The organism is Yimella radicis (genome assembly GCF_054778255.1).
In genome coordinates this window covers 76,895-91,510 of record NZ_BAAGZR010000025.1, presented here as the reverse complement: position 1 = coordinate 91,510, position 14,616 = coordinate 76,895, and the positions used below count along the sequence as shown (strand labels likewise).

Below are 14,616 nucleotides of genomic sequence, written 5' to 3'. Positions count from 1 at the left end.
CGTGCGAACGGCGGTGGTCATCACGGCCTCGACCCGCGCTGCGGCCGGTGTCTACGACGACCGGTCCGGTCCGATTGCGGCGCAAGCGTTGCGGCAGTGGGGTTTTCACGTGGACGAACCCGTGGTCGTTGCTGACGGTCCGGCGGTGGGTGAAGCCCTCCGCGCCGCTATTTCTTCGGGCGCCGACCTGGTTCTGACCACCGGTGGCACCGGACTCAGCCCCACCGACAGCACCCCCGAACAGACCTCGCCGTTGCTCGACCGGCAGGTGCCGGGCATTCCCGAGGCGCTGCGAGCAGCCGGTGTTGCCAACGGAGTGGCCGGCGCGATCTTGTCGAGAGGTCTCGCCGGCGTCGCCGGACGGACGCTGGTGGTCAACCTGCCCGGTTCGACCGGGGGAGTGCGCGACGCGATCGACGTATTGCATCCGGTGGTCGAACACGCCCTCGATCAGATCGCCGGCGGAGACCATCGGCGTGAGTGACCGCCCGTGGCCGGTTGCGGTCGAAGCAGTACACCTCGGTCGGCGAATCAAGCTGCGACCGTTGCGAACTCGGGCTGATCGCAACGAATACCTGCAGTTGCGGCGTGACAATTCCGACTGGAACCGTCCCTGGGACTCCTCTCCGCCGGTGCCGCTGCCCACGGGGATGTCGTTCGCGCAGATGGTGCGCCAGCAGGATCGCGAGGCGAAGGCCGGGCGCCTGCTCCCGTTCGTACTCGAGGTCGACGGTGCGATGGCCGGTCAGGTGCACCTGTTCGGCATCTCCCGAGGTGCGCTGCTGTCCGGCTCCGCCGGTTACTGGATTGCCGAATCCCTTGCCGGACAGGGGATCATGCCGTTCGCGCTGGCGATGACGATGGACCACGGTTTCGAGCGCGAAGGGTTGCACCGGGTCGAGGTCAACATCCGTCCGGACAACCCACGCAGCCTGCGCGTGGTCCAGAAGCTGGGCCTGCGGGACGAGGGTCTGCGAGAGCGGTACCTGCACATCGACGGGAAGTGGCGCGACCACCGCACCTTCGCGCTGACGACCGAGGATTTGGACGGCGAGAGCGTCGTCGACCGTCTCAATCGGCTTTCACGGCAGTCACTTCCGCGACACACCGAGTAGGTCCGCTGCTGCTGCGGTTCGCACAACTACCGTCGGGTTCGTGCCGACCACAAGCTTGCTCATCCTCCTCGTCGTCGCGATCTGGGCTGCCTATCTGCTGCAGCATTGGATCCGCCGACGGGAAGCGATGGCGACCGCTCGTTCGGTCGACCGGTTCTCCGAAGCGATGCGGGTGCTCGCCAAGCGCGACCCGCTGCCGCAGGGGATCGCACCGATGGTGCGCCGGCGTTCCGCCGCCGAGCAGGCACCGCAGGTCAGCGTCAAGGCAGCCCGCACCTCCTTGCGCGCCGGACAACCCACCGTGGGAGACAAGATGAACGACGAAAAGCATGTGCCGCAGCACGATTCGCGGCGTGACCGGTTCGAGGGCATCACCACCGGTGGCAAGCAGGCACTCGCCAAGGTGCGCGGTCTCGACGGACGTCAGGTTCGCGGCATCTCGCTGCTGACCGCGCTCGGGTTCACCGCACTGATGCTCGTGCTCGCTCCCTTCGGAGTCGTCTCCTGGTTGGCTCCGCTCGCCGGAGTGATGATCACCGCCGGTGTCGTGCTGTGGCTGCGCAACACCGCGATCGCCGAGCGTCGGGCTCGCGAGCAGGCCCGCCCCACCCGCGCGCCGCGTCGTACTGTCCGCACCGAGTCGTTTGCGGCACCGGCCGAGCCGACGGCCGACACGATGAACGAGCCCGTCGCAGTCGAGGAATCGCGCATCGTCATCGAGACCACCCCGAGCCCGGCGCCGTTCGGGTTCGAGGAGCAGCCGCAGGAAGCGCCTGTTGTGCAAACCGCGGTTGCCGAGCAGATCTTCGACGCCGAGGGCTGGCAGCCCACCTCCGTCCCGCGTCCGACGTACGCGATGAAGGAGCGGGCGCCGCAGACTCAGGTCGCACCGGCCGCCACTGTTGCCGACACCCCGGTCGAGGACCTTCCGTTCGACGGCCTGGCCCTGGACGAGGAACTCGAGGAACTGCCCGCGGTCTACCGCGCCGGCTGATCTCCACAGCACCGCAAAGCGCGACGGTCGCGCCTTACGCCCCGGTACGAAGCGGTACTCCGGCGTAACGCGCGACCGTCGCGCTGTGTGCCGGCTCGGGTGCGAAGTGCATGCGCTGAAGCCTACGAGCGAGCCCCGCTCCGATTGGTGAGCCCGCGGCGGCTGGTGTTATCGTTTCCTCGCTCTGGGGCTATGGCGCAGTTGGTAGCGCGTCTCGTTCGCAATGAGAAGGTCAGGGGTTCGAATCCCCTTAGCTCCACCACATTGACAGGGAGCTCAGGCACACAGTGTCTGAGCTCCCTCTCGCTTTCTCCGGCACAGGGGAGACCGTCATCTGGCGGACCAGACCTCGTCCGGACATCCAGATCTCAACTGGTGCGGCCGGCGCTGCCAGATGTCACCCGGACCGCCAGTCGCGATCAGGATGGCAAGTCGAAACGCCGGATCAGCCGGTTGATAGGCTCCCAACGCACAATTGGGCACGATTCCGCGCGATTCCAGGAGCAGATCGAACAGTGGTGGACTTCAATGAGGCATTCGGCCCGGGAGACGTCGACGGTGGCCTCATCAACGTCGTCATCGAGATCGGCAAGGGCAGCACCCTGAAGATCGAATGGGACCGCGAGAACAAGGTGATGAAGCTCGACCGCGTCGAGCCGCAGGTGTTCACCAAACCCACCAGCTACGGATTCATACCGCAGACACTGGACGAGGACGGCGACGAACTCGACGTGCTGGTGCTGACCGAGGAACCGCTGCCGACCGGGCTGGTCATGGAGGGCCGTGTCGTCGGCATCATGAAGTTCATCGACGACGGTGAGGTCGACGACAAGGTCGTCGTGGTCCCGTCCGATGACCGCAACACCGGCGACGGCATCACCAGCCTCGACGACGTGAACCCGCAGCTGATCAAGCAGATCGAGTTCCACTTCAACAACTACAAGGCGCTGAAGAAGCCCGGTTCGACGAAGGTCGACCACTGGGGTGATGCTGCGGAGGCCATCGAGGTCATCCACGAGTGCATCGAGCGCTGGAACACCAAGTAGTCGTGTCACAGGTCGAGGGGGCGGCCGCACTGCTCGGGCGGGAGCCCGCTCACCGCGTTTCGCCGCGCGCGAAATGGATGTGGCTGTGCTCGGAGGCGATCTCCTCGGTCGTCGTGGTCGGCATTCTCATCTGGGTCTGGACCAAGGACTGGATCCCGAGTCCGTGGGACACCACACTGCTCGTCCTGGCGATCGTCGAGGCGATCGTCAGCATGATCGTTCAGCCGCAATGGCGTTACCGGGTGCACCGGTACGAGGTCACCGACCAGGCCGTCTACACCCAGCACGGCTGGCTGAACCAGGAGCGCCGGATCGCCCCGATCCCGCGCATCCAGACCGTCGACACCGAACGCGGGCCGCTGGCCCAGCTGTTCAAACTGTCCACCGTGACGGTCACGACGGCGTCCGCCAAGGGGGCACTGCGGATCGTCGGCCTCGACCGCGCCGAGGCCGACCGGATCGCAGCCGACCTCACCCGCATCGCTGCGGCGGACGGTGGGGACGGCACCTGAGATGAGCGACGATCAGCAGCCCGATGCCGGTCTGGACGATACGGCGCGACAGGACCACCAGAGCCTGCCACCTACGCCGCCGCAGAACGATGCCGGCGAATGGAGCCGCCTCGACCCGCGGATGCTGCTGATCCACCCGTTCCGCGAGATCGGCCGGGCCATCCCGCTGCTGGTCGGTGCACTGTTCGCCGGACGCAACCTCGGCGGCGGCACCGGCTGGTTGTGGCCGGTCGCGGGCGCCGTACTGGTCGTGTTGTTCGGTGTGCTGCGCTGGTTCACCACCACCTACCGCTTCACGCCCGAGCACATTCAGTTGCGCACCGGACTGTTCGAGAGGTCCACCCTGGCGGCCGCCACCGACAAGGTCCGGACGGTCGACGTCACCGCGCCGCTGCTGCACCGGCTGGTCGGGTTGGCGACGGTCGAGATCGGCACCGGCGCGGGGGACAAGCCGGTCAAGCTCGACGGCCTTCCTGCGTCCGAGGCAGCCCGTCTGCGCGCCGACCTGCTGCAACGCCGCCAGGCGCCGGCGCCGAACTCACTCGAGCACGAAGGCGCGGACAGCGACACCGACGAGAACGCCGAAGGTGCTGTCCCGCAATGGGTTTCGAAGGATGAAGCCGATGAGGTGCTCTACCGCTTCGAACCCAAGTGGCTGCTGTACGCGCCGCTCGGACTCGCCGGCTTCGCGACCGCCGGTGCGGTGCTGGGCGTCCTGTTCCAGACGGTCGACCAGCTGAACTTGTGGCCCTCGGACGATTCCGCCGTCAACGACGCATGGACCCGCGCCGAGAACCTCGGTGTGTTCGCGATCATCGCCGTTGCTGGACTGCTCTTCCTCGCCGTCGTTTCACTGCTGGCCGTCGTGGGCGCTGCGATCAGCAACTTCGGTTTCACGCTCGGTCGCGATGTGCACGGCCGCACCCTGCACCTGCAGCGTGGTTTGTTCACCACCCGCTCCACCTCGTTGGAGACTCAGCGGTTGCGCGGCGTCGAGGTGCAGCGTCCGATCCTGTTGCGCCGCTTCGGTGGTGCGCGGCTGACGGCCATCGTCACCGGCTTCTCCCTGGACGCCGACGCGGGTCAGCGGGCGGTGCTCGCGCCGTCGTCGCCCTACGAACGCATCGTGCAGACCGGCAACACCGTCCTGCGCGGTGACATCCTGGGCGGCCCGCTTCGCCGGCACGGCAGCGCCGCGACCCGACGTCGTTACATCCGCTCGATCGTCCCGGCCTCGGTGCTGGCCGTGGGTCTGGTCGTCGGCGGTCACTTCCTCGACCGCATCGTGCCCGCGATCGTGCTGGCTGTGTTGCTCGTGCTCGCCTCGATGCTGCTCGGACGGTCCCGCGCACACTGGCTCGGCCACGCCGTCGTCGACGACCACCTGGTGACCCGCAGCGGCTCGCTCGCGATGAGCACCGCGGCACTAGACCTCGACGCCACCGCAGCGGTCACCGTCCGGCGCAGCTTGTTCCAGCGTCGGGCCGGACTGGCCTCCGTGGAGGTCGCGCTCGGTGCCGGACGTCAGGGCTATCGGGTCACCGACCTGGCGGACCACAGCGCCGATGAACTCACCGCCTTCGTCGTGAACCGGGCGATGCGCCGCTGACCGGCGGGGCAACTACCGGATCAGGACCAGCTGGGCAGCCACATGCGCGCCTGCCAGTGGCTGTGCGGGATGACCTGCGCGGTGTAGATCGGCCAGAAGAAGACGAACATCGCCACGCAGGCGACGACGATTGCGCCGACCGCGATCATGCCCCGCTTACGGCGCTGCGCGGACGCGTCCGGCGCCCCGAGCAACAGCCCGAGCACGAACACGACGGCGAGCACGACGTACGGCGCGAACGCCACCGAGTAGAACGTGAAGATCGTCCGCTCCTGATAGGAGAACCAGGGCAGCCAAGCGGCCGCGATTCCGGCCAGGATCGCCGGTGCGCGCCAGTCACGCTTGAGCACCCAGTGGAAGATCAACACCACGAGCGCGATCGTGCCCAACCACCAGATCAGCGGCGTGCCGATCGGGTTGATCACCTTCGCGCACTTGGCCACCTCGCAGCCCTCGGCGCCGCGGTTCGGCCACTCGGCGAAGAAGAGCGTCGGGCGCGACTGGATCATCCACGACCAGGGGTTCGACTCCCAGTTGTGCGGGCTGACGATGCTCGCGGCCGAGGTGTACATCTCCTGGTGGTAGTGCCACAGCGAGCGCATCGAGTCAGGCATCCAGCTGAACAGCGAGCTGTCCGCAGACAGTCCGGAGTCCTTGTCGGCCGGGTTGTTCGCGGCCCAGTTGCGGCCCCACGCGTCCTTCGACGCGAACCAGCCCCACCAGGTCGCGAGGTAGGTCGCGAGTGCCACCGGGATCATGAAGACCATCGCCGGGAACGCGTCCTTGAAGATCGTGCCGCTGATCCAGTGGCGGCTGCCGACCGCGCGTCGCGCGCCGAGATCCCACCACACGGTCATCAGACCGAAGAAGACCAGGAAGAAGCCACCCGACCATTTCGTGGCCAGGTCGAGTCCGATGCACAGGCCCGCGACCCAGCGCCACGGACGCAGCCCGAGGAACGGCCCCGACCACGCGGCCTTGTCCTCGGTCCAGGTGCCCTCGATCTTCATTCGAGCGACCTTGTCGGCGAGGATCCCGCGGGTACGTTCACGATCGGCCAGCAGCGCGACGAACGCGGCCAGCGCCCAGAACATCACGATGATGTCGAGGATCCCGGTGCGCGACATCACGAACTCCTGGCCCTCGAAGGCCATGAGTAGAGAGGCGATGATCGCCAGCAACGGAGAACGGAACAGGTGCCAGGCGGCGCGTCCGGTCAGGTAGATCGCGAGCGTGCCCATCAGGGCGACCGCGAAGCGCCAGCCGATGCTGTTGTCGATGCCGAAGATCCACTCGCCGGCGCCGATCAGCCATTTCCCAAGTGGTGGGTGGACGATGAAGTCGGCCTCGGTGCCGTAGACACCCTGCTGCCAGTTGCCCATCGTGAACAACGAGTCGGCGGCCTTGCCGTCCTGCACCGCTTGGGTCGGCTTCATCTCGTAGCCGTACTGCATCATCGACCAGCCCTGCTTGACGTAGTACGTCTCGTCGAAGACCAGTTGATGCGGGCGTCCGAGTTCCCAGAAGCGAAGGACTCCACCGATCACGGTGACAATGGCCGGTCCGAGCCAGGCCCACAGCTTCTCCTGCGCCGTGCGGGGTCGACCGAGCAATCGTCGTCGCAGCGCCTCGCGCTCGGCGGTCAGGGAAGACACCCGGCGAGCGTAATACCCGGGCGAGGGAAACTACGCTGCGACTCATGGCTGAAGGTGTGCTGGTGCTGGCTGCGACTCCGATCGGCGACCCGAGGGACGCCGCGCCCCGGCTCGCCCAGGAATTGCGGGAGGCCGACATCGTCGCCGCGGAGGACACCCGGCGGCTGCGTCGGCTGATGGACGCGCTCGAAATCACCACGTCGGCGAAGATCATCAGCTACCACGAACACAACGAGGCGTCCCGTTCCACCGAGCTCGTCGACGCCGTTGCCCGCGGCGGACGCGTGGTGGTGGTGACGGACGCCGGCATGCCGTCGGTGTCCGACCCGGGTTACCGCGTCGTGGCGGACGCGGTCACGCGCGACCTGCGGATCACCTGCGTCCCCGGGCCGTCCGCCGTCCTGATGGCGCTCGCGGTCTCAGGTCTGCCGGTCGACCGGTTCTGCTTCGAGGGGTTCCTGTCCCGCAAAGCGGGGGAGCGGTCGCGACAGATCTCCGACCTCGCTGCCGAACGCCGAACGATGGTCTTCTTCGAAGCGCCCCACCGGTTGGCCGACATGTTGGAGGCGCTCGCCGACGGTCTGGGCGCCGACCGGCGGGCGGCGGTCTGTCGCGAACTCACCAAGACCTACGAGGAGATCAAGCGCGGCGGCCTGGCCGATCTCGCGCAGTGGGCGGTCGAGCACGCCCGCGGCGAGATCACGGTCGTCGTCGAAGGCGCCCCGGCCGTCCGGACGACGGTCGAGGACGCCGTCCCGCAGGTGCTCGAACTCGTCGCCGAGGGCGACCGCCTCAAGGACGCCGCCGCCGCCATCGCCCAGGAGACCGGGTTGTCCAAGAAGGCCCTCTACGACGCGGCCCTCGCCGCCCGCTGAACCCACGGTGGTCGAGTAAGTGCTCTCTCGCTGGTCGACCAGCGTTTGGGGGTCTCGATCGCGGCACTCGTCCTTCGGGGCCCCGTACCTACTCGACCAGCGTTTTCCGGCTACTTGACGTTGCAGAGCGGGTCGTAGGGCAGTCGAATCGTGGCCTCGTCCGGGTCGTCGGTGACGTAACAGACCCACACCTTGGAGCCCTGCCACTCGAACGCGTCCTTGTCCACACGTCCCGCGACCGTGTGCGTCGATGCACCGGCCCGGAACCTGACCTCGAGAGCGAGGTTGTCCCCGTCGGCCACGCGCGAGGTGACGGTGCCCTCGGTCATCGACCGCAGGGTCGGTTGCCGGGACTGCTGCCACCACGAGTAACCGGCCAGCAGCACCAGCACGAGCCCGGCCGCCATCAGACCGAGCGGCAGTCGAACCGACGGACGCCCGGACGGGGCCGGCCGGCTAGGCAAGTGCTTCGGCGTCGCGCCGCCGCCGTCCGTACCGCCGCACCCGACGGATCAGGCGCCACATCACCCACGCCAGGACGGCGAGCGCGACGACGACGAGCACCGGGATGAAGATCGCGATCAACGACAGACCGATGGAACTGACGTCTTCGGCGGTCGACACGATCGGGGCGCCCAGACCGACGGACGCGGTGTTGATCAACGGGCGGGCACTCGCCTTGCCGGCGTGCACGACGGCCGCGATGAGGCCACCGCCGATCGCGGAGATCCAGGGGTTCTCGGTCATGAACGTCGAGTTGTCCAGCGTGCCCGCCGACGAGGTGGCCGCCGCGACCACACCACCGATGGTCGGCCGCACGGCGGTGCCGACGATGTCGTTGAGACTGTCGACCGCCGGGATCTTGTCGAGCACCACCTCGGTCAGCAGCAGCAGCGTGGCGCCACCGATCGCCCACGGCGACTCGATCCACTCGAAACTCGCCGGCAACGTGATCACGTCGCTGAACCGCGCCACGATCGCGACGAGCAAGAACGGGACGTAGGCGTTCAACCCGGCTGCGGCGGACAGGCCGGCACCGGTCAAGGCTGCGAACATTCCGCATCCTCCTGGAAACTTCGGCGACCATCCTGGCGGCGGTCGAGCAACCGATGCAACAAACGTAGCGGCGCACCTTCGCATTCCGGGAAAGCCCGCGCGGAGCACACCGATCGCACTCCTAGGATGGCTGACCATGAAGGTTTTGTCCGCAGTTGCCTGGCCGTACACCAACGGTCCCCGCCACATCGGCCACGTCGCCGGTTTCGGGGTGCCCTCCGATGTGTTCAGCCGGTACATGCGGATGGCCGGCCACGACGTCCTGATGGTCAGCGGCACCGACGAGCACGGCACGCCGATCCTGGTGCTGGCCGACAAGGAGGGCGTCGGCGTCCAGGAGATCGTCGACAAGTACAACGCGGTCATCGCCCAGGACCTCACCGACCTCGGGTTGTCCTACGACCTGTTCACGCGCACGACCACACGCAACCACTACGCGGTCGTGCAGGAACTCTTCCGCGGCATCCACGACAACGGATACATGATCGAGCAGACCACGCAGACGGCGGTCAGTTCGGTCAACGGACGCACCCTGCCCGACCGGTACATCGAGGGCACCTGCCCGATCTGCAAATACCCCGAAGCGCGCGGCGACCAGTGCGACAACTGTGGCAACCAACTCGACCCGATCGACCTGATCGACCCGATCAGCAAGGTCGACGGGCAGCCGCCGAAGTTCGCCGACTCCAAGCATTTCTTCCTCGACCTGCCGGCCTTGGCGGACGCGTTGCAGCAGTGGCTGGACGAGGTCGACTCCGCCGGCACCTGGCGTCCGGGCGTCATCAATTTCGCCAAGAACATCGCCAAGGACATGCACCCGCGCGCGATGACCCGCGACATCGACTGGGGCATTCCGATCCCGGTCGAGGGCTGGGACGACAAGCGGCTGTACGTCTGGTTCGACGCGGTCATCGGCTACCTGTCGGCGTCCATCGAATGGGCGCGGCGCCTGGGCGAGCCGCAGAAGTGGCGCGAGTGGTGGAACAACGCCGAGATGAAGTCCTACTACTTCCAGGGCAAGGACAACATCACCTTCCACGCCCAGATCTGGCCGGCCGAACTGCTGGCCTACATGGGCAAGGGGGACAAGGGCGGAGAGCCCGGCGGCTACGGCGACCTGCAGTTGCCGACCGAGGTGGTCGCGTCCGGCTTCCTCAACCTCGGCGCCGGCCAGTTCTCGACCAGCCGCGGCAACGTGATCTACGTCCAGGACATGGTGGCCCGCTACGGCCCGGACGCGCTGCGCTACTTCATCTGCGCCGCCGGCCCGGAGCAGCAGGACTCCACCTTCACCTGGGAGGAGTTCGTGCAGCGCAACAACTCCGAACTCGTCGCCGGGTGGGGCAACCTGGTCAACCGCACCGCCGCGATGATCGCCAAGAACTTCGGTGAGGTGCCCGCACCGGGTTCGCTCGAGCCGATCGACGAAGCGCTGCTGGCGCAGATCACCGGTGGCTTCGCGACGGTCGGCGACATGCTGGCCGAGCAGCGCCAGAAGCCGGCCATCGCCGAAGTGATGCGCCTGGTGCGCGAGGCCAACAAGTACGTGTCCGACACCGAGCCGTTCAAGCTCAAGGGCGACGACCAGCGCGAACGCCTGGCCACCGTCCTGCACACGCTCGCGCAGGCGGTGCTCGATCTCAACACGATGATGGCGCCGTTCCTGCCGCACTCCTCCAACAAGGTCGCCGAGGTGTTCGGCATCACCGAGTTCATGCCGATGCCCCGCCTGGAGCAGGTGCGCGACCTGGACGACGAGTCGCGCGGCTACCCGATCATCACCGGCGAGTACACCTCGACCCCGCGCTGGGAGTCGCGCCCGGTGACCGTCGGCACGCCGATCGCGAAGCCGACGCCGATCTTCACCAAGCTCGACCCGTCCGTGGTCGAAGAGGAGAACGCGCGGCTGGGGCAGCCGCAAGCATGAGCGGCACGCAGGGTTCCTCACATTCGACGCCGCCGGCGGCGCCGGATCCCTTGCCCCTGCCGATCGTCGACAACCACACCCATCTCGACATCAGCCGGGAGGGTCAGGGCCCCGTCGACGTCGCGGACGCGATCGCCGCGGCCAAGCGGGTCGGGGTCAACCGCATGGTGCAGGTCGGTTGCGATCTGGACGGGGCCCGCTGGACGGTCGAGGTCATCGACCGGCATCCGGAGTTGTTGGGCGGCATCGCGATCCACCCGAACGAGGCGCCCAAGCACGAGGCGCGCGGCGACCTACGCCAGGCGTGGGACGAGATCGAACGGCTGGCCGCGCACCCGCGCGTCCGAGCGATCGGGGAGACAGGCCTCGACTACTTCCGTACGGGTCCGGACGGCGTTGCGGCGCAACAGGATTCGTTCCGATGGCATATCGACCTGGCGAAGCGCACCGGTAAGGCGCTACAGATCCACGATCGCGACTCCCACGACGACGTGCTGCGGATCCTGGCCGAGGAGGGCGCGCCGCAGAAGGTGGTGCTGCACTGCTTCTCCGGCGATGTCGCGATGGCCCGTGAGTGTGTCGACCGCGGGTACTTCCTCAGCTACTCGGGCACGGTCACCTTCAAGAACGCGCGACCGTTGCGCAACGCGCTCGCGGTGACCCCGCTGGAGCAGGTGCTGGTCGAGACCGACGCCCCGTATCTCACTCCGGCACCTCACCGCGGAGCCCCGAACTCGCCCTATCTGACGCCGATCACGGTCCGTCTGATGGCGGACGTGCTCAATGTCTCCGTGCCCGCGCTCTGCCAGGCGGTCTCGGACAACAGTGAGGCCGTCTACGGACCGTGGTGACGCACACCTCGTTACCAAAATTTGACCTTTTGTCGGTCCATGAGTCACGGTTGATGGGTTAGCCCCGTGGTGACACACCTCGGACGCCCGGTCACGTGTGGCCGAATCCCCGGACATTTCCGGGGACCAGTGCGAGAACGTACGGCTCGTCGAAGCCGACACCGATCGCGAGCGTCCGTCGCCGGGGAACCGTACGTCATTGGAGACATGTTGAACTTCCGCACGCCCACCCGCTCGACGACCGTCGCTGCCGCCACCTGCGTCGTGGCCGCACTCAGCCTCACCGCCTGTGGTGGTTCCGGCGACACCGCTGCGAATGCCCCGGTGCCGACGTCCTCGACGTCCAGCGCTGCGTCGAGCACCAGCTCGTCCTCGTCCGCCACCTCCAGCTCGACCACCTCGAGCTCGACCACCTCGAGTTCGACCGCCGCCAAGGCGACCACCTCGAAGGCTGTTGCCAAGCCGTCCGCGACCGCATCGGCTGCCGCCCCGGCCCGTGCATCGCAGAGCACCCGCGCCGCCCGTTCGGCCGCGCGTCCGGTCCTCAAGACCGTGGTGGAGCACCGCGTTCTGGCGTTCGATGTCGTGAGCCGCAAGGACTCCTCACTCGCCAAGGGCACCACGAAGGTCGTGGAGCGCGGCGTCGCCGGCACCCAGAAGGTCACGCTGACCCAGACCCTCCTGCAGGGCCGCATCACCAACGTCGTGGTCACCAAGCGTGAGACCGTGCAGCAGCCCGTGAACAAGGTCGTTGCCGTCGGTACCAAGGTCGCGGCTGCGGCTCCCTCGCGCACCGCCCAGGCTCCGGCCACGCCGAAGGCCACCGGTGGCAACACCAGCAACGCGGGCATGTGGGACCGGATCGCCCAGTGCGAGTCCGGCGGCAACTGGTCGATCAACACCGGCAACGGTTACTACGGCGGTCTGCAGTTCGCGCAGGGCACCTGGGCCGCGATGGGCGGCACCGCCTTCGCGCCGCGCGCCGACCTCGCCTCCCGCGCCCAGCAGATCACCATCGCCAACAAGCTGTACGCCCAGGCTGGGCTGCAGCCGTGGGGCTGCGCACACGCTGCCGGCTGATAGAGGCACCGTCACTACAGCGGTAGTACAGGAAAGTGGGCGCAACAGCGTCCACTTTCCTGTTGTCGTTAGGCTCGCGGAGTGACTGACCAGCCTGCCGCCGACGAGGCCCTGCTCGGGCCTGCCGAGATCCGTGAACTCGCGGCCGGGCTCGACATCCGCCCCACCAAGCAGTGGGGACAGAACTTCGTCATCGACAAGGGCACGGTCCGCAAGATCGTCCGGCTGGCCGGTGTCGGCGCCGACGACGTCGTGGTGGAGGTGGGTCCCGGACTCGGTTCGCTGACCCTGGCGCTGCTGCCGCAGGTGCGTCAGGTCGTCGCCGTCGAGATCGACCGGCGCCTGGCCGAACAACTGCCCAAAACCGTCGAGACGATGGCGCCCGCCGTGCTCGACCGATTGCGCGTCGTCCAGCAGGACGCCTTGACGGTCGCCGAACTGCCCGACCCCCAGCCCACCGCGCTCGTCGCGAACCTGCCCTACAACGTCTCGGTGCCGGTGGTGCTGTCGATGCTGCAGCGCTTCCCGAGCATCGAGAAGGTGCTGGTGATGGTGCAACTCGAGGTCGCCGAGCGGCTCGCGGCCGGGCCCGGCAGCAAGGTGTACGGAGTGCCGAGCGTGAAGGCCGCCTGGTACGCCGACGTCCGCCTAGCCGACAAGGTCGGGCGCAATGTCTTCTGGCCCGCGCCGAACGTCGACTCCGGTCTGGTCTCGATGGTTCGCCGGGAGCCGCCGCGCACCGATGTGCCGGCGGCGCAGGTGTTCGCGTGCGTCGACGCCGCGTTCGCGCAACGCCGAAAGACCCTGCGTGCGGCGCTCGCCGGATGGGCCGGATCGCCTGCCGCAGCCGAAGAGGCACTCGTCCGGGCCGGCATCGACCCGACCCTGCGCGGGGAGCGCCTGTCGGTGCATGACTTCGCTGCGCTCGCGGCGGCTCGCGCCGCCCCGTCGAACGCATAGGGTGCAGACATGGCCGCCAAACAACCAGGGGTGACGGTTCGCGCACCCGCGAAGGTGAACCTGTGCCTCGGCGTGGGCCCGGTGCAGGGCGACGGCTACCACCCCCTCGCGACGGTGTTCCACGCCGTCGATCTGACCGACACCGTGACGGTGCGTCCGTCCAAGCGCTGGGAGTGCACGGTCACCGGCCCGTACGCCGACCGCGTACCAACCGGCGCTTCGAACCTCGCGATGCGCGTGGCGCAGCGGCTCGCCGACGAGTGCTTCGAGGCCGGTCCGGTCTCGATGACGATCGACAAGTCGATCCCGGTCGCCGGTGGAATGGCCGGCGGATCCGCCGACGCGGCCGCTGCGATCATCGCGATCGACCAGTTGTTCGACCTGCAGCTCACCAAACTCGACCACCACGAGCTGGCCACCGACATCGGCGCCGACGTGCCGTTCATCCTCGCCGGCGGCACCGCGCTCGGCACCGGCCGCGGTGACCAGTTGGCTCCGGTGCTGACCACCGGTCGCTACGAATGGGTCTTCGCCCTGCAGGACGACGGGCTGTCGACGCCCGCGGTGTACGCGGAGTTCGACCGACTCAACAAGGGACGCAAGGTGCCGCTCCCGCAGGCTCCGGAGGAGATGATCGCGGCGCTGCGCAGCGGCGACCCCCGCGAGCTCGCGGGCGCCCTGTCCAACGATCTGCAGGAGGCGGCGATCTCCCTCATGCCGAAACTGCAGAAGACGATCGACACCGGTGTGGCGGAAGGCGCGCTCGGTGCGATTGTGTCCGGCTCCGGCCCGACCGTGGCTTTCCTGTGTGCCGACCGTGCGGCTGCTCTCGACCTGATGGTGGGGCTCACGGCCAGCGGGGTCGCGGACGACGTGGTGTCGGCCGGTGGCCCGCACCCGGGTGCGCGGGTCGTTTCGAATATCCGAACTGTCTGA

At 67.9% G+C, this 14,616-nt stretch carries 15 protein-coding genes and 1 tRNA gene; 13 read left to right on the top strand and 3 right to left on the bottom strand.

All coding sequences use genetic code 11. From position 1 onward, the window contains the following. Position 1: 1 nt before the first annotated feature. The 7 genes from ACYU8W_RS13365 to ACYU8W_RS13335 all read left to right on the top strand — a co-directional run bounded on the left by ACYU8W_RS13365 (position 2) and on the right by ACYU8W_RS13335 (position 5,276). On the top strand, positions 2–484 hold the full coding sequence (locus tag ACYU8W_RS13365) for a MogA/MoaB family molybdenum cofactor biosynthesis protein (protein ID WP_499469807.1): 483 nt from the start codon (positions 2–4) through the stop codon (positions 482–484). Next, positions 477–1,115 carry a GNAT family N-acetyltransferase gene (locus ACYU8W_RS13360; RefSeq protein WP_141927631.1) on the top strand — a complete coding sequence of 213 codons (639 nt, stop codon included), beginning with the start codon at positions 477–479 and terminating at the stop codon, positions 1,113–1,115. Before ACYU8W_RS13365 ends, ACYU8W_RS13360 begins: the two co-directional genes overlap by 8 nt. Before the next feature lie 40 nt (positions 1,116–1,155). Next, positions 1,156–2,109: a SepX/GlpR family protein gene (locus tag ACYU8W_RS13355; protein WP_499469805.1), complete on the top strand. Its 954-nt coding sequence runs from the start codon at positions 1,156–1,158 to the stop codon at positions 2,107–2,109. Positions 2,110–2,295: 186 nt separating this feature from the next. After that, a tRNA-Ala gene (locus tag ACYU8W_RS13350) sits at positions 2,296–2,371 on the top strand. A gap of 253 nt (positions 2,372–2,624) precedes the next feature. Then, a complete protein-coding gene (locus tag ACYU8W_RS13345) occupies positions 2,625–3,155 on the top strand; it encodes an inorganic diphosphatase (protein ID WP_129625313.1) in 531 nt (176 codons plus the stop codon). Positions 3,156–3,157: 2 nt separating this feature from the next. Further along, entirely contained in the window at positions 3,158–3,667 is a 510-nt protein-coding gene (locus ACYU8W_RS13340; protein WP_499469803.1) for a PH domain-containing protein, read from the top strand. A 1-nt stretch (position 3,668) separates the two neighbouring features. Then, positions 3,669–5,276, top strand: a complete 1,608-nt coding sequence (locus ACYU8W_RS13335) for a PH domain-containing protein (RefSeq protein WP_499469801.1) — start codon at positions 3,669–3,671, stop codon at positions 5,274–5,276. A 20-nt stretch (positions 5,277–5,296) separates the two neighbouring features. Here the strand turns inward: ACYU8W_RS13335 and ACYU8W_RS13330 are convergent, their stop codons facing one another. Then, on the bottom strand, positions 5,297–6,931 hold the full coding sequence (locus ACYU8W_RS13330) for a dolichyl-phosphate-mannose--protein mannosyltransferase (RefSeq protein WP_499469799.1): 1,635 nt from the start codon (positions 6,929–6,931) through the stop codon (positions 5,297–5,299). 44 nt (positions 6,932–6,975) lie between these two features. Between ACYU8W_RS13330 and rsmI the strand changes: the two genes are divergently transcribed. Next, a complete protein-coding gene (gene rsmI / locus ACYU8W_RS13325) occupies positions 6,976–7,806 on the top strand; it encodes a 16S rRNA (cytidine(1402)-2'-O)-methyltransferase (protein WP_499469797.1) in 831 nt (276 codons plus the stop codon). A gap of 110 nt (positions 7,807–7,916) precedes the next feature. On the opposite strand, the gene ACYU8W_RS13320 is transcribed toward rsmI, so the two are convergent. Together ACYU8W_RS13320 and ACYU8W_RS13315 are read right to left on the bottom strand one after the other, a co-directional pair. Continuing rightward, entirely contained in the window at positions 7,917–8,213 is a 297-nt protein-coding gene (locus ACYU8W_RS13320; protein WP_499469795.1) for a hypothetical protein, read from the bottom strand. 49 nt (positions 8,214–8,262) lie between these two features. Continuing rightward, positions 8,263–8,862, bottom strand: coding sequence for a DUF4126 domain-containing protein (locus tag ACYU8W_RS13315; protein WP_499469793.1), 600 nt, complete (start codon positions 8,860–8,862; stop codon positions 8,263–8,265). Positions 8,863–8,998: 136 nt separating this feature from the next. On the opposite strand from ACYU8W_RS13315, the gene metG reads away from it, so the two are divergent. From metG to ACYU8W_RS13290, 5 genes are all read left to right on the top strand, one after another. Beyond that, positions 8,999–10,789 carry a methionine--tRNA ligase gene (gene metG, locus ACYU8W_RS13310; RefSeq protein WP_499469791.1) on the top strand — a complete coding sequence of 597 codons (1,791 nt, stop codon included), beginning with the start codon at positions 8,999–9,001 and terminating at the stop codon, positions 10,787–10,789. Further along, on the top strand, positions 10,786–11,640 hold the full coding sequence (locus ACYU8W_RS13305) for a TatD family hydrolase (protein ID WP_499469789.1): 855 nt from the start codon (positions 10,786–10,788) through the stop codon (positions 11,638–11,640). Before metG ends, ACYU8W_RS13305 begins: the two co-directional genes overlap by 4 nt. Positions 11,641–11,847: 207 nt before the next feature. Next, positions 11,848–12,720 (top strand): resuscitation-promoting factor, encoded by an 873-nt coding sequence (locus ACYU8W_RS13300; protein ID WP_499469787.1) that lies wholly within the window; start codon positions 11,848–11,850, stop codon positions 12,718–12,720. An 81-nt stretch (positions 12,721–12,801) separates the two neighbouring features. Next, positions 12,802–13,680, top strand: a complete 879-nt coding sequence (gene rsmA / locus ACYU8W_RS13295; RefSeq protein WP_499469785.1) for a 16S rRNA (adenine(1518)-N(6)/adenine(1519)-N(6))-dimethyltransferase RsmA — start codon at positions 12,802–12,804, stop codon at positions 13,678–13,680. 9 nt (positions 13,681–13,689) lie between these two features. Continuing rightward, positions 13,690–14,616 carry a 4-(cytidine 5'-diphospho)-2-C-methyl-D-erythritol kinase gene (locus ACYU8W_RS13290; protein ID WP_499469783.1) on the top strand — a complete coding sequence of 309 codons (927 nt, stop codon included), beginning with the start codon at positions 13,690–13,692 and terminating at the stop codon, positions 14,614–14,616.